The sequence below is a fragment of the Paenibacillus foliorum genome, from assembly GCF_013141765.1.
Lineage (GTDB): Bacteria > Bacillota > Bacilli > Paenibacillales > NBRC-103111 > Paenibacillus_S > Paenibacillus_S foliorum.
Map to the genome: position 1 here is coordinate 63,325 of NZ_WHOD01000066.1, position 21,103 is coordinate 84,427.

The window sequence follows — 21,103 nt, forward strand, 5'->3', positions numbered from 1 at the left end:
TTTCTAGAAGATAATGAGTTCCTAATTGTCCCGCCATTTTACATTTCCTTCTCTTTAAAAGATAGAATGAGGTGAATCTATGTTTTAATATTCCCATACACAAATAATGCTATTTGAATTATTATACTAGAGTAAAATTCATATCTATTATTTTTAAATTACAGTGCTTTCTTAGTATATAGTTACCATTGATTTTAACTGTGTCTTCATTAAAGGTATCTATTGATCAAACCACACTTCAACCTTACTTTTTAAATAGATTTACTTTTCAATTTCGGAATCAGAACTTATAGTCCTTATTTTCATCGTCCCCTCCAATATTAAAAGGTGTTGCGTATTTAATAGCAACACCTTTATTGTTGTTAATTTACAACTTCAAGTTCATCAAGAGAGAGTGTTTTGAAGAACTCCTCTATTTCACGATATGTAAGATTCTCTGCACTTAGAGTATTACTTATATGTTCCTTTGTGAATAAATCGAAACCCTGGTCTTTTACTAATACTGCTCTTATTTTTCTTAGCACTCCTGCTGTCTTTAATGCTAATTCACGAATTGAGCCGCAGTTAATATGATAAAGCTCTCTTGAATGTGGCAAAGCATCTTTTCGAATTGTACTTTTATGACTAATTAAAATAGCATCGATGTTCGAATCCTCAGGTACATTACAATTTTCGATTATCCATTTTTTATGTCCACTTGTTTGTCTACATGCATCGATATAGACAGGGTCCTTCTCGTTTTCTTCCGTTTTTGCTTCAAATCCTAAGTATCTATTTCTCAACGACCAAATACCATCAGGTGTACCATCACCATTAGGTTTTCCAGGCTCGTAACCTAGATACTGCCCGATTAGTCCTAAGCCTTGTTCAAACTTCTTGGCATCATCATTATTTATAAGCTCTAAAAACTGTTTCATATTTTTCTCAAACTTTTGACCATGGAGGCCTAGCCCACTAAGAACTGCATCAACATTTTCAACTTGCGTAGTTAAGTAAGGGTCTACCTTCGGAACATCTTTCTCAGCAGGAATATGATGTACCAACTCTGAAAGCCATGAAACTGCGTTTGTACTTCTAAGTGCTGTCGAATAATATTGCTTATCTAAATTCGAATCTATAGGAAGTGTCCCTTTTGCAAGATATGCCGCATTACCTGCTAAATAATTCCACCATGCACGATATCCATCAAGTTCTCTTCCACCGCTTAAATTTTCAATAACAGATTTAACTTTCTCAAGAGAGCGACTTAGCTCTTTCTTCCATAGTGCGTATACAAAATCAACTTCATTCTCAACACTTAGTACAAGTTTTTTAACCTCTGCTTTAGGCCTCTTTTCGTATTCTTCGCGTATATCTGTTATCGCATCGTTGATTGAAGCATAGTAATCCTCATCAGTAATGAAATCATTCATGAAATCAACCATCTCATCGACTGTTTCAATTTTTTCTGAGTTTTCCAAACCGAAATCTATTTCCGCTTGAATTTCAGGATGGAATCCTATTCGATTTTCAACCTTTGCACAAAACTTCATTAAATTCGAATCTATCATAAGGACATTAGCAAAATCGTCGCTTGAACGTGTACAACGACCGAGCGCCTGTGTGATTCTTGTCTTTACAAGTTCATTTAATACGGAATTAGCATTTAATCTATTCCACATAAATGCCTCTTGTAAATTAGTCGCCTCTGGCATGCCAAAAACAATTTGCAATCGACAAATATCTCCCGAAAGATCAATTCCATCGTATCTGTTTGTTAGTATTAGTACTGCTTTTTTCTTTGAGGTAAATGAATCCAAACTATCTTCAATATCTGTAGATTGAAGAATATTAAAGCTAGGCAATGTTTTTTCAACCATTGATTTGAAGAACTGAGCGGCCCTATTATCTGGACATAATACCAAAGCTCTTCCATGATTTCTAATAGCTTTCAAAGCGACTTCAATCGACTCTTCTTGATTAAAAACCCTATTTGGAAACAAAATCAACCTTCGACCATTGCTATACTTATCCCAGCCTTTCGGGATTGGGATTTTGTCAATTTTTCTTACTCCTGTTATTCTCTCAAGTTCTCCACCTTCGCCGAGTGTAGCAGACATATAAATCCTTTGTTTAGCCCTGCTAAATGCCGAATGTGTTTGAGTAGGAGAAATAAGTGGTCTGATATTAATTTCCCCCCATGAAAAGTACATTTGGCAGGATTCTAAGTTCTCATTTATCATTGACCATGCATACTTAGCGTTTCCACAATTTGCAATATTTGCTTCAAGTAGCTCTATTAATTGGGGAAGTTTCTCTAAGTACTTTGGATATGGAATAAGGTCATATATCGGCTTATAAAATTCCATATCATCATTCATTATTCTGTTATAATGATAATCATTAATATCGCCTCTGAATAATTCAATGATGCTCTCGAAAACTTCCTTATTATCCTTCCTCTTTATCTCAGTTGTCCAGAGTGAGGAAATGTAGTTTTCAGCAGAATGAGCGTCATCAAATATAATGGTATCTGCATCGTTTAACTTTGGATTTGTATTGTAAACTGCACTATATGTAGTTATTGCAATTGCCTTGTTAGTTACATAATCTCCATATTCATCATCAGGATAGTTATTTTGTGGACCTATTAATAAACTCGCGGGCAATCCATATTCATTTGCTTTTGCATAAACTTGACCAGCAAGTTGTCGAGTAGGACATAAATAAAGTACTTGCTCTTGATTACATCTCCTTCGATACTCTGCAATTAATAACCCTATCAACGTTTTACCTGTACCCGTTGGCAATTCAATTGCAATATCCTGCCTACCTTTAAAATTATTATAATATTCACGTAAAATGTCTGCTTGTTGAGACCACAGACCCTTCACATTAGGAATTTGCAGCTCTCTAAATATAGATTCAGGGTCTTTTTCAATAACTTTACCTACTTTGGGCTTAACAAACTCGAATCTCTTCTTCTCCGTCAATACAAACTCCCCCTTCCTTATGTCAACAAGTATTGATAGCATTCGATATAAACTCATTTTATTCGTTCCAATTTGAAAAGTATGTCGAAATATGTAGAGAAATGACTTGTTTTTATAATTATTAAGCTGAACAACCAGCAAAGTAATTACATAGAAAACGAAATCAAAAGTATTGACAAATTTAGAAGAGAGTACAATTAAACGAGAATCAGTTAAGTTGTCTGACTCTATTACCGAGTTTAACAAGGAAAAACTTGTGAATAAGATAATTGATACCGGAGTTTTTGCTTCGCAAGAGCTTCTAAAGTTGGATATTGCCTACAGATATGTACATATGCACTACACTGACAAAACAATTGATCCCAATATACTTGAGAAATTTCAGACACAGGAGCTACAGTTATTGAATCGTATCATAAGACTTATAGTCAAAGAATGTAACGAGAAGCTAAAATCGTGTGGCATGCCATATAACAGTAATGAAATAGAATTATCAACTATGATTACTGATTATAATTCTGACGAGCAATCTCCACATGACGATAAGTAAATAGAATTGGTTATTCTTGACCAGAGTAGTCGGCGCCATTCAGATTATATTTATAATTTCATTGGCAAGATATGATTGACAAAATCTAATTTTCTCAAATAAATATATTATCTATTCTATCCGCTCAACTTTTTAAGGTAGGTCCCAGTTATGAACATAGGACCCAAAGCAATTAATCTTCTATTTGAATTCATACTTATGCACCTACATTGGCAAGTCGAGATATTATTCAGCACATTGACTTAGTTTCACTTCAAGTGCACAATTGGGGTTGTTACCCTCTTTGTATAAGATGGTTTGCTGGCCCTTTCTGACCACTATTGAGGAGCTGCTCATCACAAGCTCCTTCTATATCCCTTTTCCTTTCGCTCCAACTTACCACACCGCCCCAAGACCATAAGCCTTGCTTGTAGAATAGGAAATACTTTGGAGGCTCCTTGTTTCAATCGACTATTTTATATTTGGATAGCGGTTCGATGGTTATGGAACCTCATAAATTTCTTTCACAATCTCATAAATCAGTAACACTTTTCTTTCGGTAACTCCTTGATTAACAATACTTCTTTGTCAATCGGACTTGTTGTTTTTACAAAGGTTTTTAAGTTTACGCCTGTTCCTCCCGACTAACTAGATCATCGATGTTCTGAAACTTTTCGGCGAACTCTTCGACATTAGGTTGCATTCCCCACTGCTTATAAATTGGGAGATAGTATTTTTCAAAAAGCTGTGTTGCCTGGGATTCGTCCAAACCTTTATTTTGTTGCAACTGCTTAATAACCGCATTCATATATATTTCACTTATAGGAAGTTGGGGGCCAAACTGGATCATAAAATCTCCACTCCTCTCTATTATGTAATACAGTGAATGAGTTTAAATAGATCATTACATGAAGCATTAGGTATTAGCTGTTATCACATGAAGTCAGGTGCGGTCAATGGATCCAAGATCTTATCCAGACTTTCGTAATTTTGAAAATAGCATGTTCTATATGGATATAATCAACAATATCTCAGCCATACCCTTAGGGTACCAAAAAGCTACTCATATCCATCTCACCTGTAACTCCTCGGATACAAGTACAATTTACCTATAGTTTTTATGTTAATTTTATTGTATCGTTGTATTAATCAAAACAAATCAACCACCACAAATTAATCCCTTCATTAGGGGTAGTTTGTGGTTTTTTGTTTTTAGTGAAATTTTCAGATGAAAATACAAATGTAACTTGGGATATTTGATTGTTAAACAATTTCGTCTTTCCCATATGAGCAATAATCAGCATTTTCATGAATTTCATTTTAGTCAAGAGCTGATTAAAGATAACTTCTCTTTTTGACTGTACGTTTGAGTTACTTAGTTTTTTTGGGGGGAGTGTGAATCCATGAATTGATCGAATCTCTGTAAAATAATATTCTTCTTCGAATCCTTACAAATGGAATTTGATTTTCACGCACCATCGTATATATACAGTCAGTTGAGACGCCAAGATAATCGGACAACTCCGATACAGAAAATACGGCTTTAACCTGAATATCATCTTTTGGAAAGGTTAAATTCTCATCCCTGCTATCTGCAGTCGCCTGAGATTGAAAGGTTGCCTTTTCGACACCGACTAACAGCTTTTCCTCCATTTCTAATAATGTTTTTAGTAATTGAATTCGTAACAATTCATATTCTCTCATAACAATCCCTGCTCCTCTTTGTGATCTTTGAGAATACAGTCCCAAATTGATATATGACTTCTGATTTTGTTTAGGAGGTGTTATCTCTGGTATGTGTACACTTTGGATATTCTGAATTTTGTTTTTCTGTTTGTGGTATCGATAATTTTAAGCATCAGCCTTTGCCTGATATGTAATCATTAAAAATTCTAGCCATGTAAAATTTCTGTAATTTACGTCCTAGAACAACACTAGACTCTTTAGCTACTTAGTTTTCCAATACAAACTACATTTAAGGAGAGAAGCGTGGTGAGAGCCTTTGAAGTCTCGAATTACCCTGTTTGCATTAATCTCCCACTCTTGGTTTTTTAGAAAATCGGCATTCGATTCACATCATGGCTATGATAAATGTGGTGGTGAATGCTAATGAATACAAACGATATATATTGGAATCTGCCTATACAAAAGGCCAGGGAATTTTTAAATTCGACGGATAAAATAAAAAAAACGGAGTGTCGTACTTATTTACTTAATGCAAATCATCGTTTGCTATTACGTATTCAAATCGACAAAAGTCTTTGGGAACAATTGGTTCTGTATCCAGATGTCTTCTTCCGAAGAATGCTATATGCAAATTCGTACGGTTTAAGCCAACAAATGATACGAGAAGGAACAGGAATTGCCTCAGGAACCGCACATAAACTGTTAAATACAAGTTTGCAGCCACCTCTCAGTGTCATCCATACTTTTGCAGTCATGTGCAATGCTCCTTGGCAAACTATTGTAGAGCAAAAACCTGATGAAAAGTCTTTTTCTATTCCAACAGAATATTGGTTTAATGGGGCATCCACTGAAAAACGAATCGATGAACTTAGTGCGGAGAGAATTCGGGTTCGGAGTATACAAGGCTATTGGATTAGTAATCCCCTCTCACTTTTTGAAGGGGAGAACAGTCCAATCACTGCAAGATGGGTAAGAAGCTATCCAGAAATGGAGTATCTCGAATTCCATTTAAACCACGAACCCGCACTTTATCCGAAAAAAAAGAACATCATTTATAATATGTTTCCGTTTGCAACGCATCTTGTGACAACATACACTCCTCTTCGACCAAACAAACGATCTTTCTGGATCATAGGACCAAAATCCAATAAAGAGGCTGCGTTTGCAGAATTATTAAACATCGTAGAGGCGCGTGACCTTACCACCGTTTCCCCCCTTTAGATTTACTTATATTCCCCTCCATAATGGTGGCTTTCTCACATTGATGAGTGTTTAACTATAATTCATCAACATGGTTAGGCTAATGCTAAACATACCTAATGGAGGCCAAGCTTATGCAGAAAAACCCTTCGGATATACACCCCCGTTTGGAAAATAAAGCCCAACTCGATCCCCAAGAATCTTTTCGGCAGAATTTTTCTTTTGCCGAAAAGATTCTTGACGTTCCGGGTATTTTTCCTACTCTAAGTGACGATCATGATATTAAGAAAGTCACACGAGAGAAGGTGGAGAACCTGTTATACGCAAAGCAGTTGATGCCTGAAATTCAAAATACTGAGGACAACACCCATCTAGGACCGTTAGGTATTAATCAGTGGATATGGGAAAATAGGGTGCTAAGCGAAATTCCCGTAAGTTTATTACGGGAATTTCTAAGTCGTGGGATGAAGATTGTCCCCCATGACTTCTTCAAAAAATATGAACACGCTCGTAATCTACTGATTCAGACTGCCAAACTCCATGGAATTACGCCCGTCCAGGTTGAAAATAGGCACCTGCTTGATCCTGTGTCTCTTTGTTATTGCATGAAGCATTTGGCCAAGAATGAGTTAACGTCATCTCTTTTTCATTTCTTAATGCGGAAGTCGATACAGGCAGGGTTAATGGACAAAAAATTCCCCATAGCTAAGGCACCACGTGAGCTTCCACGTATGCATCCACGAATCCTAAGTTTCAAAATGTATCTTGAGCAAAAAGGATTCGCACGCAAACATGTTCGGAACACAATTACCTATGTTCACCAGCTTTTTGATTGGCTTTGTGCAAACGTCCGAATATTTGCGGGAACTTCCCCTATGGAAATTTCGGTTTTCCAGATTCAAAATGACCACTTGCTGGCGTACCGGAGCTACAAAATGAAATTGGTCAAGGAGGGGATTTGCAGTACGATAACGTTTACTCACTGCATATACGCCATTCGCTCGTTTTACCGCTATTTGAAAGAACGTTTTGGATACGAGCCTCCGCTTCAGCGTTTCCGTGCGATTAAGGCTCCCCGTTATAAACCACGTGACATTCCGACAGATCAGCATATTGAAGCGTTTTTTCACGTGGTGAGGCGGTACGCTGGGGATCCCGTGCGCGAACAGATTGGATATCGATTGATGTTACATCTGGGCCTCAGGTTATCTGAGGTGGCGAAAATCAAATGGAAAGATATTAATTTGGGGACGCGAACGATTGTCATCCATAGTAAAGGCAAGAAGACCCACGTTTTGCCACTCGTAGGGAAACTCTATCAGCTTTTGCGAGAGCTTCAATACCAACCGATGACAACGTACCTAATGGGAGAAAAAACATCTACCATTGCGGGCAACTTATATGAATATTTCAAACTCTACGCCATGATCACTGATTGGGCTTTTCCTGGCGGTGTACATCTCTTTCGACATACCTTTATCACACGTCTTGCACACAAAGGGACCCTACCGCAAGTGTTAAAAGAATTGGCCCGCGTAACCATGCTGGATACCGTCGGCTTGTATATACATGTGGCACGCCACGACCAGCACATGATCAGTCAAATCAATTTACTGAAATACGAGTGAGGACAAAGCGATGCCTATATTTGATGATGCTGTGACAAACGAAGTCGCCCTGGAAGAAACCCTATCCCAACTGGCAGATCAGTATGGACCGGATACGTTTAAGCGCCTGTTGCATTCTCTATTGCCTTCTAACAACACCGAATCAATGAAGCGCTACGAAGAGCTTCTGCTTGAGGATGCGGTTCCTCATTACTTCGCAAGCGATGCGTTTCAAAGTTTGGCAAACTCTTCGCAGCAAGCCTATCGATACGAGATGGACTTGTTCTTGCGGTATTGCCGACGTTTAAAAGGGACCAATCCATCAATTACAGAGGTTAGTTCTGCTGTCTTTTTGACCGAATATTTGGCACCTGTTCAGAAGCTCAATACACGTAGTAAAAAGTCTGCATTTTTGAGAAGTTTTCTCGGTGAGATTTTTTCGCATTTCTTTAACCGTGATATCGGAAAACTGAAAAGAACCCTTTCCATCGAAATAGATCGAAATCGCGAGCCACGAGCTTTCACCAAGGAGCAGTTGGATGAGCTCCTTTGTCATGTCAGGCTCGGCCGCGAGGCTCATCGCAATTTCACTATTTTATGGACCTTTCTTGGCTCCGGTATTCGGTTAAGCGAATTGTTATATTTGCAGATCAGAGATATTGTTTCATCCCGTCAAGAAATTTTGGTACGTGGAAAAGGAAAAAAGGGGTATAAACAGCCAAGTAAAATCACCAAATCAGCCCTTGATATACTGAATGTATACGTAAACTTTCGTTACCACGGCGTAAAGAATGAGCAGGATTATCTGGAACGATTTATTTTTTCCGATGATAAGGGAAAATCCCCCCTGCATGAAAGCACGATTCAGAAGATGTTTGCATCCTTGATCGACGAGACGAGCTCGATACCAAAATCCGATAAAAAACCTTATCAGCTTTCTGTACACTCACTGCGGCATTCCTTTGCCCTTTATTTGCTCGAGTCTGGCGTAAACCTCTATACGATCAAGGAGTTGATGCGACATTCGTGGCTCAGTTCTACGGAGGTTTATCTAAAATTATTTGACAGTATGCTGGTCACGGCAATTGACCAGCATCCCCTGGCGCAACTTAAAGCCAGTGATCTGTTTTGAGAAAGCAGGTGATTTTTTTGGCTTTTTTACTTCAATCCGGCTATTTTCAGTTCTGGAGTGACCATTTTATGCTGAGTAAGAGCACTAAGCAAGGATACATTATCGCTCTAAAAAGGTTCGAAGCCTTCTTGCTTCGGGAAGGCTTCGAAGGTACGCTTGATTTTGATCAATTTCATGCCAGTCGTGAACACACGGGCAGGTACCTACCCATTCAACGACAAGTTATTGACCGATTTGTTTTTGATTTAAAGAAAAAAGAGCAAGTTACGGATAAGCTGATAGCGAGCACTATTTCCGCGCTAAAACGTTTTTTTGAATTCCTTCATGACATGAATCTGATCCAGCATAACCCGATGCTCGGTTATCCCAGGCCTAAATTCGAGAGTCCAATTCAGAACACCTCATTATCCAAAGAAGAGTGCTATGCACTTTTAAGAGCTGCTTTACTAAGAAACCCATTTTACCGGCAGGAATTTGTGTTTATCTGGTTTATGCTGATCACAGGGCTGCGTAGTTCAGAGGTCCGTTTCCTTAGAAGGAAGCGATTGAATTTGAAGATAAGGATTATACAGGTTTTTGACGCACAAAAAACTGACAAACGATCTGTTGCACTTCCTAAGGATCTCACCGAAGAGCTTAAACGTTATACACAACATCCCGAGTATATAAAGTATGAAAAACAAGGCGATGAATACCTGTTCCATCAACAGGGAAAAATCATGACCGTTGACAAGATTAAACGGATATTATCTGAATTAACAAATGATGCGAACCTAGCAAGACACATTCGTCCGCACGATCTTAGACGAACGGCCGGATATTTGATGCAAACAGGCGGTATGAACATCGTCGATATTCAACACCAGCTACGACACAAAAATGTAGGAACAACGCTACGCTATGTACCACCTTTGAACGATTTGGCTAAAATTCTCGAAGATACTTAAACGAAGTAAATTATTATCAATCAATCTTTCGATGTAAGGTCTTACTTCTTCACGATTGGAAATAATAACTATTATAAAAATCCATCGTAGAAGGTGTTTGAAGTTGGCTAATATCCAAAAGCGCGGCGATAACTCATGGTTCTTGACGGTCAACGCTGGCAAAGACGCTAGAGGTAAATACATTCGGTTCACAAAAACTGTTCATTGCCGGACAAAACGGGAAGCGGAAAGCGAATATGCGAAATTTCGGCTGGAAGTTGAAGCCGGAGAATATATCGCACCAGAAAAAATGAAATTCGGAGCGTTTGTTGAAGAGTGGCGGAATAAATATGCCGTAAAGCATTTGGGATACAAGACGTTATATACTTACGACTCTAATCTAAAGACCCGGATTCTTCCGTACTTTCAGCATCTAAAGCTGGAAGAAATCAAACCGCTTCACATTGTGAACTTTCTTGACCAACTTGAAAAGGAAGGCAGCCGTGGAGATAAAAAAAGCGGAGGGTTAGCCTCGGGAACAATCGAAATTCAACATCGTATCTTAAAAAATATACTCAAACGTGCAGTTGAATGGAGAATTATTAAACGAAATCCGGTAAGCGATGTGCAAAAACCAAAAGTCAGTTCAAAGGAGATTATTCCTTACGATGGGGCAGAGGTTGAACAAATGCTTCGAGCATTGCAACGTGAGCCTTATCACTGGAGGGTCATGATTACGTTGGCTCTTACATCCGGCTTACGACGAAGCGAGTTGCTTGGACTTGAATGGAAGCATCTTGATTTCAACAGTGGCGTGTTGGATGTTTCACAAACGATGATTCACGCTCTCAAAGGTGAAATCATTGTCAAACAGCCAAAAACAAAAAAATCCATTCGAAAAGTTGCTTTACCAAGTTCTATGCTTAAAGAGCTAAAGGAATATTACGACTACAGAATGCAAGAACGAAATAACATTGGGGATGCGTGGCGCGGCCGTGATTGGTTTTTTATGTTTTCACATCCCGATGGACAACCATTCCATCATGAACGCCCCTATCTTTGGTTTCGACAGTTCGTTAAGAAAAACGGGTTCCGGTACATCCGATTTCATGATCTTCGACATACCTCGGCTACAATTCTGATTAACCAAGGCGTTCATGCCAAAATCATTTCAGAGCGGCTTGGACACGGAAGCATTACTACAACAATGAACATTTACGGCCACGCTCTTCGAACTGCCGATCAAGCTGCTGCTGATAAATTCGAATCATTCTTTACATCTAAAGCTGCACAAGGACAATAACGAAGACGCCTAGGAGTTTCCCGGCGTCTTCAGTTCATTTGGGCTGAAGTCACTGACTGCCGCCAAAGGAGGCGGTTTTGAAGTGGCCGTACGCGTGTCACTCTTTTGGACAACCTCAGTAATGTTAATAGCGAATTGAATATGAGCGCGGTAAGCAAACTTACTTAAATCAACCGTATACTTACAGTTCATAAAGTTGATCGTTATTATCAACCTTTACATGCAAAAATATTCCATCAATGTTATCTGGAATTTCTGCTTTAAAGGATGAAAAAAAATATTCCGCAAAAGACTCGGTGCTAAACAAATCCATCTCGAAAGTCAAATCGCCCAATTCAGACACAGGTGAAATTACAATAAACCTTTCCTTCTACACCACTATGGAACTTTTTCTCACTTTCACGGATATTTCTAATTACTTCATTAGCCACGTTTTTATACAATTGAAGTGTAGGATATGCTCCCCAGAGCTCATCTATGTGTTTCTTCGTCGGATCGAGAAGGAAAATAGTATTGCGCTCATTGGCTGTCTCATAGATAACAGATCGTTCGAGAACAGTATCGGCATGGGCTACAATACTATTCAGATCTGGAACGCTACGCTCAGGGCCATTTATGCTGGATAAATATTCTGCACCATCCTCCCAGTAACTAATTTTAATATGCTTCCCTTGGTGCTTGAAACACCTCAAATCAAGCTTTAAATCGCAATAATCTTCCAACTTCTTAAGAAATGAATTTGCTTCCAATTCGATTTGCTTATCGGACATAGGCTGGAAATTTAAAGCCGACTGGATTAATCAAATATTTATCCCACTTTCCGACCATGTTAAGGAATTTCTCTCTTACATAGTGCAGCTTCTTTTCCTCCGGATAAATAAAAATGGGAAGACGCTTATGTTCCACGATGAGCTTCTCTGTTAAATCTTTCTTATTGATATCCTCCACATCAGCTCCAGTGCTTCCACTATCGAGAATCCTCGCGATAGGTTCAAACGCTGTTTTAAAATGCTGGTTATAAATATCTATAAATGGCTTAAGAATTATCATCGTGTCTGCATGTTTCATTTCATTTTTAGTAACCATTGTCCCAACTCCTAACTGAGATCAAGTAATTGTCTATGCTGAAATAGGTTTCTAGACAGTCAACCGGTCACTAAGTACTGAGAGAACAGAGAATTTGAGGCCGCGTATTTCTCTTAACATCCGTATGCTTTAATCAGAGTCCACCTTCTTCGTACACCTGTGTCCAAATGCAAATCAAGACTCAAGGTTAATAAACTATAATAAGCCATTTTTCTAGTAGTTCTTTATTTTAGATGATAAATTACAATATAGTGATGCGCCGGTAAGATCGGGAAATAATGTCAAATGATTAATATTCATTCTGTTTAAAGCTTTTAAAAACATCTCTCTCTGTTCGTCTGGAACTTTTATTTTCATCAATCTTTGTCTCCTAGTATCATTTTTGAAATTGTTACAAATCCATGATTTTAAGTCAACTGATATTGGCCCCAAAGTGAATAAGCCACTTTGATTTACCAGCCGTTGGTTTTCATCAGTTAGTGGATTTATAAATCGAATGATGTCCTCATTTCCGCAAGATGGATCCTCCAATATTTCCTCACTCTTCATCTCAATCTCTGGTTTATTAAACGCATAAATAGCACGAAATCCATCTGTCGATTTTGCTTCTTCAGAGAAGGCAAAAAAGGCTGCAACGTAAGGAGAAATTGACCAATCTAATAGAGGAGTGTCCAGACCGTGATGTTGCCCCAAAGCCCACCATTCTTCTTCGGTTAACTTTGCGGGATTAAAACCTCTTCGTCCCCTAGTCGCATACTTAAAATTCTTAAGATGATTATTAATATATGAATTCACATTTTCTTCATCATCGACAATACCCTTTATTGTTCTTGAAAGAGTGGACTCAAGTAACCACTCCGAGTCTCTTTGTCCTCGCCAAATATAGTTAGGAATGTCTAATAACTCGTCACAAACAAGTTCATTAAACTCACTAAAATCCTTGATCTCGAATTCTGTAAACCCATCTTTATAATTTCCCCTAGCGAGTTTTACAAATTTATTTTCTTCCGTACGCGTTGTTACCAAAATTACTACCCCCTATTTGATTATTAAATTTTGATTTATGCTTAAAGAGCTAAAAGAATATTACGATTACAGAATGCAAGAACGAAATGACATCGGGGATGCCATGACGCGGCGGCAATTCGTTTTTTATGTTTTCACATCCAGATGGACAACCTTCCATCATGAGCGGCCCTATCTTTGGTTTCGGCAGTTCGTTAAGAAAAACGGTGGTTCCGATACATCCGATTCCATGATCTTCGGCATACCTCGGCTACAATTCTGATTAACCAAGGCGTTCATGCCTAAAATCTTTTCAGAACGGCTTGGACACGGGAGCATTACTCAACAATGAACATTTATGGGTGCCCACGCTCTCCGGACTGCCGACCAAGCTGCTGCTGATAAATTCGAATCATTCTTTACATCTAATGCAGCACAAGGACAATAACGAAGACGCCTAGGAGTTTCCTGGCGTCTTCGGTTCATTTGGGCTGATTTCTGATCGATTTTTACATCAGTTTTACATCAAGCCTGTATTTCATCCCCTGTACCACTAATATTTCAAATCTGTACTACATCGAAAAATCCAGTAAATATAAGGTTTTTATTACGCTGTACCATTCCTCACCAACAAAGCCACCGATTCTACGTGTACGGTATGCGGAAACATGTCCACCGGCTGGACCGTGACGGTGGAATACCCCCCGTTCTCGAGGACGCGGAGATCGCGGGCCAGTGTCGATGGGTTACACGACACATAGACTACGCGATCCGGGCGCATCTCGAGGATGGTCTCGAGCAGCGCCGCGTCGCAGCCCTTGCGCGGCGGGTCAACGACGATGACGTCAGGCGCGATGCCCTGACGCTTCCACGCGGGGATGACTTCCTCCGCCGCGCCAACCTCGAACTGAACGTTGCTCACGCCGTTCAGTACAGCATTGCGTCGAGCATCGTCAATCGCTTCGCTGACGATCTCGACGCCGTACACTTGGCGCGCACGTTGCGCCAAGAACAGCGAAATCGTGCCGATGCCGCAATAGGCATCGATCACGGTCTCTTCGCCGCTCAAGCCGGCGAACTCTAACGCTTTACCGTACAAGACCTCCGTCTGTACGGGATTCACTTGATAGAACGATCGCGCCGAGATCGCGAATCGGACATCTCCGATGGTATCGTAGATAACATCGTCGCCCCACAGCACCTTCGTCTGATCGCCGAAGATGACATTCGTTCTGCCCGTATTTATATTCTGGCAGATGCTCTTCACACCCGGTATAGCCGCGCGAAGCAGGCCTACCAGCTCATCCTTGTGCGGTATATCCAATCCGTTCGTAATCAGAACGACCATAATATCGCCGGTGTTGAAGCCGTAACGAGCTACGACATGACGCAGCAATCCTTTGTGCGTCTCCTCGTTATAAGCTCGGATGCCGAGCTCACGGGCGATGCGTTTGACCTCCGCAACAACGCGGTCATTGTTCTCCTGCTGGATGAGGCACTCATCCATATCAATGATGCGGTGGCTGCCCTGTGCGTAGAAGCCGCCGACCAGCCCACCCTCTCGGTCTGCCGAAGCAGCCTCAAAGCCAATTGGCACCTGAGCCTTGTTGCGATAGCGCCAAGGCTCGCTCATGCCAAGCGTCGGAAGCACAACGATGCCTTCCCCTGCATTTGATCCATCATCAGACTCCACGTCCGAGTCCAATGCCGCCAATCTCGAAGAGCCCCCACTAACCTTCACTTTCCCAATCCGCTCGAGGTTGTCCACCACCAGCTGCCGCTTATAGCGCAGCTGGCCTTCGTAGCTCAAGTGCTGCAGCTGACAGCCGCCGCACTGCTTATAGATCGGACAGGGCGCAGCGACCCGATCCGGGCTCGGCTCGAGTATCTTCAACAGCTTCGCGTAGCCGTATTGCTTCTTGAGCTTCATCACCTTGACGAGCACGCGCTCGCCGGGGAGGGCACCCTGAACAAAAAGGGTAAAGCCGCTGACGCGGCCTACCCCTTCCCCCTCATGACCGATGCCGATAATCTCAGCTTCATACTCATTATTCTTTTCTACCGGCAGCCCTTCAATGACAGCAGAAGCTGCCGACTCCTTTCTCCCAGCACCAGCACCAGCGTCTTGCCTGCGCCCTTGTCCTCTATCCATACGGCTGCTTCCGCTGCCGCTTCTTCTTTTATTCATCTTGCTCATGATCTTCCACTCCGGGTTTCATTTTCCAAGGCAGCTTGATTTGCTGCAGTGGATTGGTTTTGTATACCGATTGACCGCTTTCATCAATGAAAATTTGTATATGTGAAGGCAGGTTCGTGAACACGCAAGGCAGCGTGCCACCGAACTCGCCGTCCAGGTTGATCTGTACGTAGTCAGGCGAAGTCACCTGAATGGTGCTCGTCTGCAGGTAAATGATATTCGGGTCGCCCAGATGCTCACCCCGCAGCGCTAAGGAAACGACGCGGATGAACTCCGCGAGATTGCATTTCTTCAGGATCAGTACATCGAACAGCCCATCATTGAGCGAAGCATCCGGTGCCAAGCGCTCGAAGCCGCCTACCGAATTGCTGTTAGAGATCAGGAACAGCATCACTTCCTCATGCAGATCCCCTGAGTCCGTTCTTATGTACAGCTCGATTGGCCGCAAGCGCGGCAGCTTCTCGATCCCCTTCATATAATAGGCCATTTGTCCAATCATCGTCTTAAGCTTACTTGGCACCTCATAGGTCAGCTCTGTCATGGAGCCTCCACCAGCGATGTTGATAAAGTAGCGTTGGTTCATTTTGCCGACATCAAGGAATGGAGCATGCTGCTGCAAAATAACATCAACGGCGCCTTCCCAGCTGCGCGGAATATTGAGTGCCCTCGCAAAATCATTGGTCGTACCTAGTGGTATGATGCCGAGTGGTGGACGGTAGCTTTTCTCCGCAACACCGTTGATAACTTCATGTAGAGTGCCATCACCGCCCGCAGCGATGATAATATCGAAACCGCGTTCAATAGCATCGGCTGCGGCTAATGTAGCATCCCCTTCTCCGATAGTTGCGTGAGTCGAGGTCTCTAGTCCTCCCCGCTCCAACCGTTGTAAAATTTCTGGCAGCCGCTTTCTCATTTCTTCTCTGCCCGAGGTTGGATTATATATTAATCTTGCACGTTTACTCATTCCTCAATCACCCGTTCACTCCGAATTCCAGTATCGTTCCCGCTCCTATAAGGAGCCGTCTGCCGTTCCATCCACCGAGACAGCAGCGGATGAGGCAGCAGCGCTCTCCCATTGTATTTATATGTACACTCTGTTAACCGAGAAGGTATCACATCGTTCGTAAAATAACCATCGCTCAAAAATAGCGGCACAACCAGCACCGTATGCTCCGGCTTCTGTATATTCCATTTGTCCATCCGCGAGGCGATTTGATCAGGCAGCAGCATCGCTACATCCCACTCATCAAACCCGCCCAGCTCCTTCAGCCTGCCAGCCAGCTTCTCCAAGCCTATCCGCCATAGCTGATGAAAGCCTTCCTCGACACTGCCATGCCCTACAAGGAGCACAATTTCTCTCGTCGGGTCGACGGAGAGCTGCTTCATTTTTTCATATAAAATTTCGGCAATGACAGGGTCATCATCAATCGGAGACGTGAAATGGATCCGCGCCCTAATAGCAAAAGGCCTCATATCCGTAGGAAGCGCCGGCTCCGACTTGACGCCAAGCGCATAGCTAATTTCATCTATATGCGTGCTGCCCGAGGAAACAAAGAACGGCACGACGATAATATCGGTTACCCCGAGCGATTCCAAATGTGTAATCCCATCCTGAATAAGCCGCCCCTCGACAATTTCGAGAAAAGAGGAATACACCGCGATCCCTTCCGGTACATTCATTGCCTCTACGGCCTCATCCACCAAACGAACCCACTCCGCACTGCGCGAACCATGGCTTATGACTAATATGCCGTAATTTACCACCAACTATCCCCTTCCTTTTCGCGAAAAAAAGAAGGCGCTTGAACGCCCTTCGACCTATTTTCCTAATTATAGCATAAAAACTAACCCTACGTTGTTTGTCACACTTTTGCCCTACCAAGGATACACAGCTTTGACTTCCTTTGAATACAAGCGCATTTGCCGAGGTTGAGCGAAGCCAAACCTAATATTTATACTTGCTATTTAACTGAAAAAAGGCCCCCTATCCCATCATCCCAAAAGGAAGATCAACAGGAGGAGGCGCCTTTATCAAAACCATCTTCACTCTCATCGAGCCAAGGAGAACTTAGGAAAAGTCGTAACCCCTACAACAGCAGATATTACCCCGGATTCTCTCCTGATCAACCAGCTAATCTAGCGGCCTAGTCGCTCTAACGACAACTTGTAGCCGTCATTGCCATAGTTCAAGCAGCGCTTCACACGGGAAATCGTAGCAGTACTAGCACCTGTTTCAGCTTCGATCTGGTTATAGGTGTTGCCTTTGCGCAGCATTCTGGCTACCTCCAGGCGTTGGGATAAGGACTGGATCTCGTTAACCGTGCACAAGTCATCAAAAAACACGTAACACTCTTCGATATCTTTAAGCGTTAAAACCGCTTCAAAAAGCTGATCGATCGCTTTGTCGTTTAATTTTTTCAATTGCATGTCTCGTTCAACCCCTTGCTGGTCTACTTCAATTCTTACAGGATACTATTCGACAGCGGCGTATAAAATCCTCCCTTTAGGTTAGCAAAACTTTACTATTTTTATGCGGCAATGTGCTAAAACATTGTAAATCGTTGTGAAACCGTGACAGGAGTCCAATCCATCCATATGCCTATCACATAGACTAAACTAGTTAAAACGTCTATTTCATCCTGCAAAGCAGCCGGCCGCGCCCGTCCTTTGCTTAAATCCAATAAAAGGATCGTGAAACCCGTGAGCATTCAAAGACCAATGATAGGGAATCAAGGCATACCACGCAGCTTTCAGCAAGGCCCCCCTTCCTACCAAGGAGGAGGACAATATTCGGCTCAATATTCGGCTAACTCTTATCCCGGACTCGAAGTAAGCAGCTTTAACCAGCCTCAGACACCAGCAACACTGCCAACGAACACTGGAGGCGGCGGCTTACTGGGCGGACTTTTTGGCGGAGGGGGTGGAGGCTCATCCAAAGGGGGCTCCTTCAACATCGCGCAGATTAAACAAATTGTCGACCGTCTGGGCGGCATCGATGGCATCATGGAAACCATGAGCAAGGTACAGAAAGTTGTGAAAAATGTGCAGCAAATGGCCCCGATGTTGAAAGTACTGATGGCCTCCTTCGGTAAAAAGAGAAAAGCCGATTCCGACGATCTCGCCCCTCGCCGCAAACGCCGTAAGCGCAAAGGCGCCTCCGCAGCAGGTAAAAGAAGACGCAAACGCTCTAGCGGACGCTGATATTTAAGAGTATACACCTATACATTCTATTCAACGCAAAAAAGAGCTGCTACCGGGATCTCCGGAGCGGCTCTGCTGTTGTTTACTAGTATATGCATGGCATGAATCTGTTCAAAGGCATTATTCACAAATTTCCTCATGCATCTTCAAAGCTATTTCTGCTTCACATTTTGCAGACTGACAATCGCACTCGCCGCTTCCGCGCGGGTTGCAAACACATTCGGCGCAAACTTCTGAGCATTCAAGCTTCCGACAATAATAATCCCTGTCTTCTCAGCTGTCGATGCGGAACCTTTCGCCCACTCAGGAATGTCGCTGTAATCTTCATAGTTTGAGACTGGGTTCACAACGACCGGCAGGCCGGAAGCTTTCACAACCATCGCAGCCATTTCAGCATGGGTAATGTTCGCGCCCGGACGGAACGTATTGTCGGGGTATCCACTGATGATGCCCATCTTCACAGCTGATGAAACCGACTGTAACGCCCACGTTCCAATGCTGTCCGTATCGTGAAACCGCAGCTCAGCTTCTTCTTTGTCTGGCTTCAAGCTGTTCATCAGCATGACAGTAAACTCAGCGCGGGTGATGTTGCCTTCGGGCTGGAAAGTCCCATCCGGATAACCGTGTGCGATATCCCTTTTTACCGCCTCTCGGATGGCCGCATTTGCCCAATTACCGTTAATATCCGTGAAGGGGTCTTGCCCCTGCTGTGGTGCTGTCCCTACTGCTGGGGGGGCCTGATCAGGGCCTGCTGCTGTAGAACCGGTAACCGTCACGTTACATTTGGCCACAAACTCACCGTCTTGCGTCATGACGGTAATGACGGCTGTGCCGACTGCCTTACCCGTCACATTGCCTTCATTATCCACTTCAGCCTTTAATGGATCGCTGCTCTCCCAGGTTACCTTTTTGTTCGCGGCAGTATTCGGTAATACGGCTGCCGTAAGTGCTTGCTTTTGCCCTATGCCGAGAGCAAGCTCTCTCTTGTTCAGTGTTACACTGCTTACCGGGACTGTACCGAGCGCGTACATTACTCCACTGTAAGTTTTTACATAAACCGTGCCGTCCGGTCCGGTTGCAGGATCGGTCCCAATCAAGTATCCGGTATCATAGCTCCATCTGCCAGAGCCATTCGGATTTACTGCATACACAACGCCCTCTAATGATGCTATATAAACCGAACCGTCCGAGCCAATCGCCGGTCCAAAAAGTACCGTATTTATATAAGATCGTACGACTTTTGTGGAAAAGACCCACTTCTTAGCCCCATTCGGATCGATCGCGTACAAATTTTTATCATTCGATGCCACATAAAGGGTACCATCCTTTCCAATGGTCGGGGATGAATAAATTTCCCCTCCGGTAGCAAATTTCCATTTAACAGTACCATCTGGATTGAAGGCATATAGGTTTGTATCTCCCGATCCCATATAAATCGTGCCATCCGCACCAATGACCGGAGTACCACGCAATTTGCCGCCTGTGGAAGCCACCCACTTCTTCATTCCATTGGGCTTGATTGCCAACAAATTATGGCCGGATCCCACGTATACGGTACCGTCTTCTGCCATTTTAGCGGAGAGAGGGGACCAAGGGGACTCTTCGACATCCCAGTCTATGGACCATTTAATAGATAGATCGGGTTTGATAGCGAAAAATTTACCTGTACGGCAGCCTGTATACATAGATCCGTCCGTTTCGACCGTAAGCGATCCGACAAGCTGACACTTCATATCGAGCTCCCATTTTTTCGTTCCGTCGGGATGAACCGCATATAACTTTTGTCCCGCTGCCGCATAGATCTCACCGTCGGCGCCGACTGCTTGGGCTACCACGATTCCGCCTGTGGAAAAATCCCACTTCATTATCCCATCCGGTGAAATAGCTGTTAAGCTTCTGCCCTTCGTTCCAATGTAAAGAGTGCCGTCGGAGCCGATTGCTGGTGGCGTGTAGCTATCGAAGCCGTCTTCATCCCTATTTTTCACCAGCATATCCCATCTGTACGTTCCTTTCCTTGGATTTAATTGTATGGGATCGAGTTGTTTAATGATGTCTTCTATTTTCTTAATGTCCTTAATGTCCTTAATGTCCTTAATTCCACTGATATCCGGAACTACTATGCTATCTTTTATAACTTGTAGGCTGGACTCCGACCTTGCGGTGCCTGATGGGAACAAACCAATCGCTAACCCTACTGCAAGAAAAAGTGCTACATATCGTCTCATAACAATCAACTCCTGAACTCACCGCCGCGGCGTT

Annotated in this window: 20 protein-coding genes and 1 pseudogene; 8 read left to right on the top strand and 13 right to left on the bottom strand. The window is 42.6% G+C overall.

What is annotated here, in order from left to right:
- Nucleotides 1-362: 362 nt before the first annotated feature.
- The 3 genes from GC093_RS17150 to GC093_RS36645 form a co-directional block, all read right to left on the bottom strand.
- Complete coding sequence (locus GC093_RS17150) at nucleotides 363-2,972, bottom strand: DEAD/DEAH box helicase (RefSeq protein WP_171653121.1); 2,610 nt, start codon at nucleotides 2,970-2,972, stop codon at nucleotides 363-365.
- Between the two features lie 1,154 nt (nucleotides 2,973-4,126).
- Nucleotides 4,127-4,351: a hypothetical protein gene (locus GC093_RS17160; protein WP_171653123.1), complete on the bottom strand. Its 225-nt coding sequence runs from the start codon at nucleotides 4,349-4,351 to the stop codon at nucleotides 4,127-4,129.
- 521 nt (nucleotides 4,352-4,872) lie between these two features.
- Nucleotides 4,873-5,205 (bottom strand): helix-turn-helix domain-containing protein, encoded by a 333-nt coding sequence (locus GC093_RS36645; RefSeq protein WP_312886553.1) that lies wholly within the window; start codon nucleotides 5,203-5,205, stop codon nucleotides 4,873-4,875.
- Between the two features lie 405 nt (nucleotides 5,206-5,610).
- Between GC093_RS36645 and GC093_RS17170 the strand changes: the two genes are divergently transcribed.
- The 5 genes from GC093_RS17170 (at nucleotide 5,611) to GC093_RS17190 (ending at nucleotide 11,355) form a co-directional block, all read left to right on the top strand.
- Nucleotides 5,611-6,408, top strand: coding sequence for a hypothetical protein (locus GC093_RS17170; RefSeq protein ID WP_171653124.1), 798 nt, complete (start codon nucleotides 5,611-5,613; stop codon nucleotides 6,406-6,408).
- A 113-nt stretch (nucleotides 6,409-6,521) separates the two neighbouring features.
- On the top strand, nucleotides 6,522-8,015 hold the full coding sequence (locus tag GC093_RS17175; RefSeq protein ID WP_171653125.1) for a tyrosine-type recombinase/integrase: 1,494 nt from the start codon (nucleotides 6,522-6,524) through the stop codon (nucleotides 8,013-8,015).
- 10 nt (nucleotides 8,016-8,025) lie between these two features.
- Nucleotides 8,026-9,126: a tyrosine-type recombinase/integrase gene (locus GC093_RS17180; protein ID WP_171653126.1), complete on the top strand. Its 1,101-nt coding sequence runs from the start codon at nucleotides 8,026-8,028 to the stop codon at nucleotides 9,124-9,126.
- 8 nt (nucleotides 9,127-9,134) lie between these two features.
- Complete coding sequence (locus GC093_RS17185; protein WP_216624677.1) at nucleotides 9,135-10,073, top strand: tyrosine-type recombinase/integrase; 939 nt, start codon at nucleotides 9,135-9,137, stop codon at nucleotides 10,071-10,073.
- 103 nt (nucleotides 10,074-10,176) lie between these two features.
- A complete protein-coding gene (locus tag GC093_RS17190) occupies nucleotides 10,177-11,355 on the top strand; it encodes a site-specific integrase (protein WP_171653128.1) in 1,179 nt (392 codons plus the stop codon).
- A 9-nt stretch (nucleotides 11,356-11,364) separates the two neighbouring features.
- On the opposite strand, the gene GC093_RS17195 is transcribed toward GC093_RS17190, so the two are convergent.
- From GC093_RS17195 to GC093_RS17210, 5 genes are all read right to left on the bottom strand, one after another.
- Nucleotides 11,365-11,547: a hypothetical protein gene (locus tag GC093_RS17195; protein ID WP_171653129.1), complete on the bottom strand. Its 183-nt coding sequence runs from the start codon at nucleotides 11,545-11,547 to the stop codon at nucleotides 11,365-11,367.
- On the bottom strand, nucleotides 11,537-11,698 hold the full coding sequence (locus GC093_RS35510; RefSeq protein WP_216624678.1) for a hypothetical protein: 162 nt from the start codon (nucleotides 11,696-11,698) through the stop codon (nucleotides 11,537-11,539). The genes GC093_RS17195 and GC093_RS35510 overlap by 11 nt, the downstream gene beginning before the upstream one ends.
- On the bottom strand, nucleotides 11,691-12,125 hold the full coding sequence (locus GC093_RS17200) for a hypothetical protein (RefSeq protein ID WP_171653130.1): 435 nt from the start codon (nucleotides 12,123-12,125) through the stop codon (nucleotides 11,691-11,693). Before GC093_RS17200 ends, GC093_RS35510 begins: the two co-directional genes overlap by 8 nt.
- The gene (locus tag GC093_RS17205; protein ID WP_171653131.1) at nucleotides 12,115-12,441 is read right to left on the bottom strand and encodes a hypothetical protein; all 327 of its coding nucleotides are present in this window, start codon (nucleotides 12,439-12,441) and stop codon (nucleotides 12,115-12,117) included. Before GC093_RS17205 ends, GC093_RS17200 begins: the two co-directional genes overlap by 11 nt.
- Nucleotides 12,442-12,654: 213 nt before the next feature.
- Nucleotides 12,655-13,467 (bottom strand): FRG domain-containing protein, encoded by an 813-nt coding sequence (locus tag GC093_RS17210; RefSeq protein ID WP_171653132.1) that lies wholly within the window; start codon nucleotides 13,465-13,467, stop codon nucleotides 12,655-12,657.
- Between the two features lie 73 nt (nucleotides 13,468-13,540).
- Here GC093_RS17210 and GC093_RS36030 point away from each other — a divergent pair, with 73 nt between their 5' ends.
- Both GC093_RS36030 and GC093_RS37075 read left to right on the top strand, forming a co-directional pair.
- Nucleotides 13,541-13,729, top strand: a complete 189-nt coding sequence (locus GC093_RS36030) for a hypothetical protein (protein WP_246314657.1) — start codon at nucleotides 13,541-13,543, stop codon at nucleotides 13,727-13,729.
- Nucleotides 13,684-13,894: pseudogene (locus GC093_RS37075) on the top strand (tyrosine-type recombinase/integrase); the annotation flags it as partial. The gene GC093_RS36030 and the pseudogene GC093_RS37075, both read left to right, overlap by 46 nt.
- Nucleotides 13,895-14,053: 159 nt before the next feature.
- Here the strand turns inward: GC093_RS37075 and rlmD are convergent.
- From rlmD to GC093_RS17235, 4 genes are all read right to left on the bottom strand, one after another.
- Nucleotides 14,054-15,634: a 23S rRNA (uracil(1939)-C(5))-methyltransferase RlmD gene (gene rlmD / locus GC093_RS17220; RefSeq protein ID WP_171653182.1), complete on the bottom strand. Its 1,581-nt coding sequence runs from the start codon at nucleotides 15,632-15,634 to the stop codon at nucleotides 14,054-14,056.
- Nucleotides 15,627-16,607 (bottom strand): diacylglycerol kinase, encoded by a 981-nt coding sequence (locus tag GC093_RS17225; RefSeq protein ID WP_171653133.1) that lies wholly within the window; start codon nucleotides 16,605-16,607, stop codon nucleotides 15,627-15,629. Before GC093_RS17225 ends, rlmD begins: the two co-directional genes overlap by 8 nt.
- Nucleotides 16,604-17,407, bottom strand: a complete 804-nt coding sequence (locus GC093_RS17230) for a sirohydrochlorin chelatase (protein ID WP_171653183.1) — start codon at nucleotides 17,405-17,407, stop codon at nucleotides 16,604-16,606. The genes GC093_RS17225 and GC093_RS17230 overlap by 4 nt, the downstream gene beginning before the upstream one ends.
- Before the next feature lie 372 nt (nucleotides 17,408-17,779).
- Nucleotides 17,780-18,070 (bottom strand): YerC/YecD family TrpR-related protein, encoded by a 291-nt coding sequence (locus GC093_RS17235; RefSeq protein ID WP_171653134.1) that lies wholly within the window; start codon nucleotides 18,068-18,070, stop codon nucleotides 17,780-17,782.
- A 273-nt stretch (nucleotides 18,071-18,343) separates the two neighbouring features.
- Between GC093_RS17235 and GC093_RS17240 the strand changes: the two genes are divergently transcribed.
- On the top strand, nucleotides 18,344-18,844 hold the full coding sequence (locus GC093_RS17240; protein ID WP_171653135.1) for a hypothetical protein: 501 nt from the start codon (nucleotides 18,344-18,346) through the stop codon (nucleotides 18,842-18,844).
- 152 nt (nucleotides 18,845-18,996) lie between these two features.
- On the opposite strand, the gene GC093_RS17245 is transcribed toward GC093_RS17240, so the two are convergent.
- Nucleotides 18,997-21,069 carry an S-layer homology domain-containing protein gene (locus GC093_RS17245; RefSeq protein ID WP_171653136.1) on the bottom strand — a complete coding sequence of 691 codons (2,073 nt, stop codon included), beginning with the start codon at nucleotides 21,067-21,069 and terminating at the stop codon, nucleotides 18,997-18,999.
- Nucleotides 21,070-21,103: the final 34 nt, after the last annotated feature.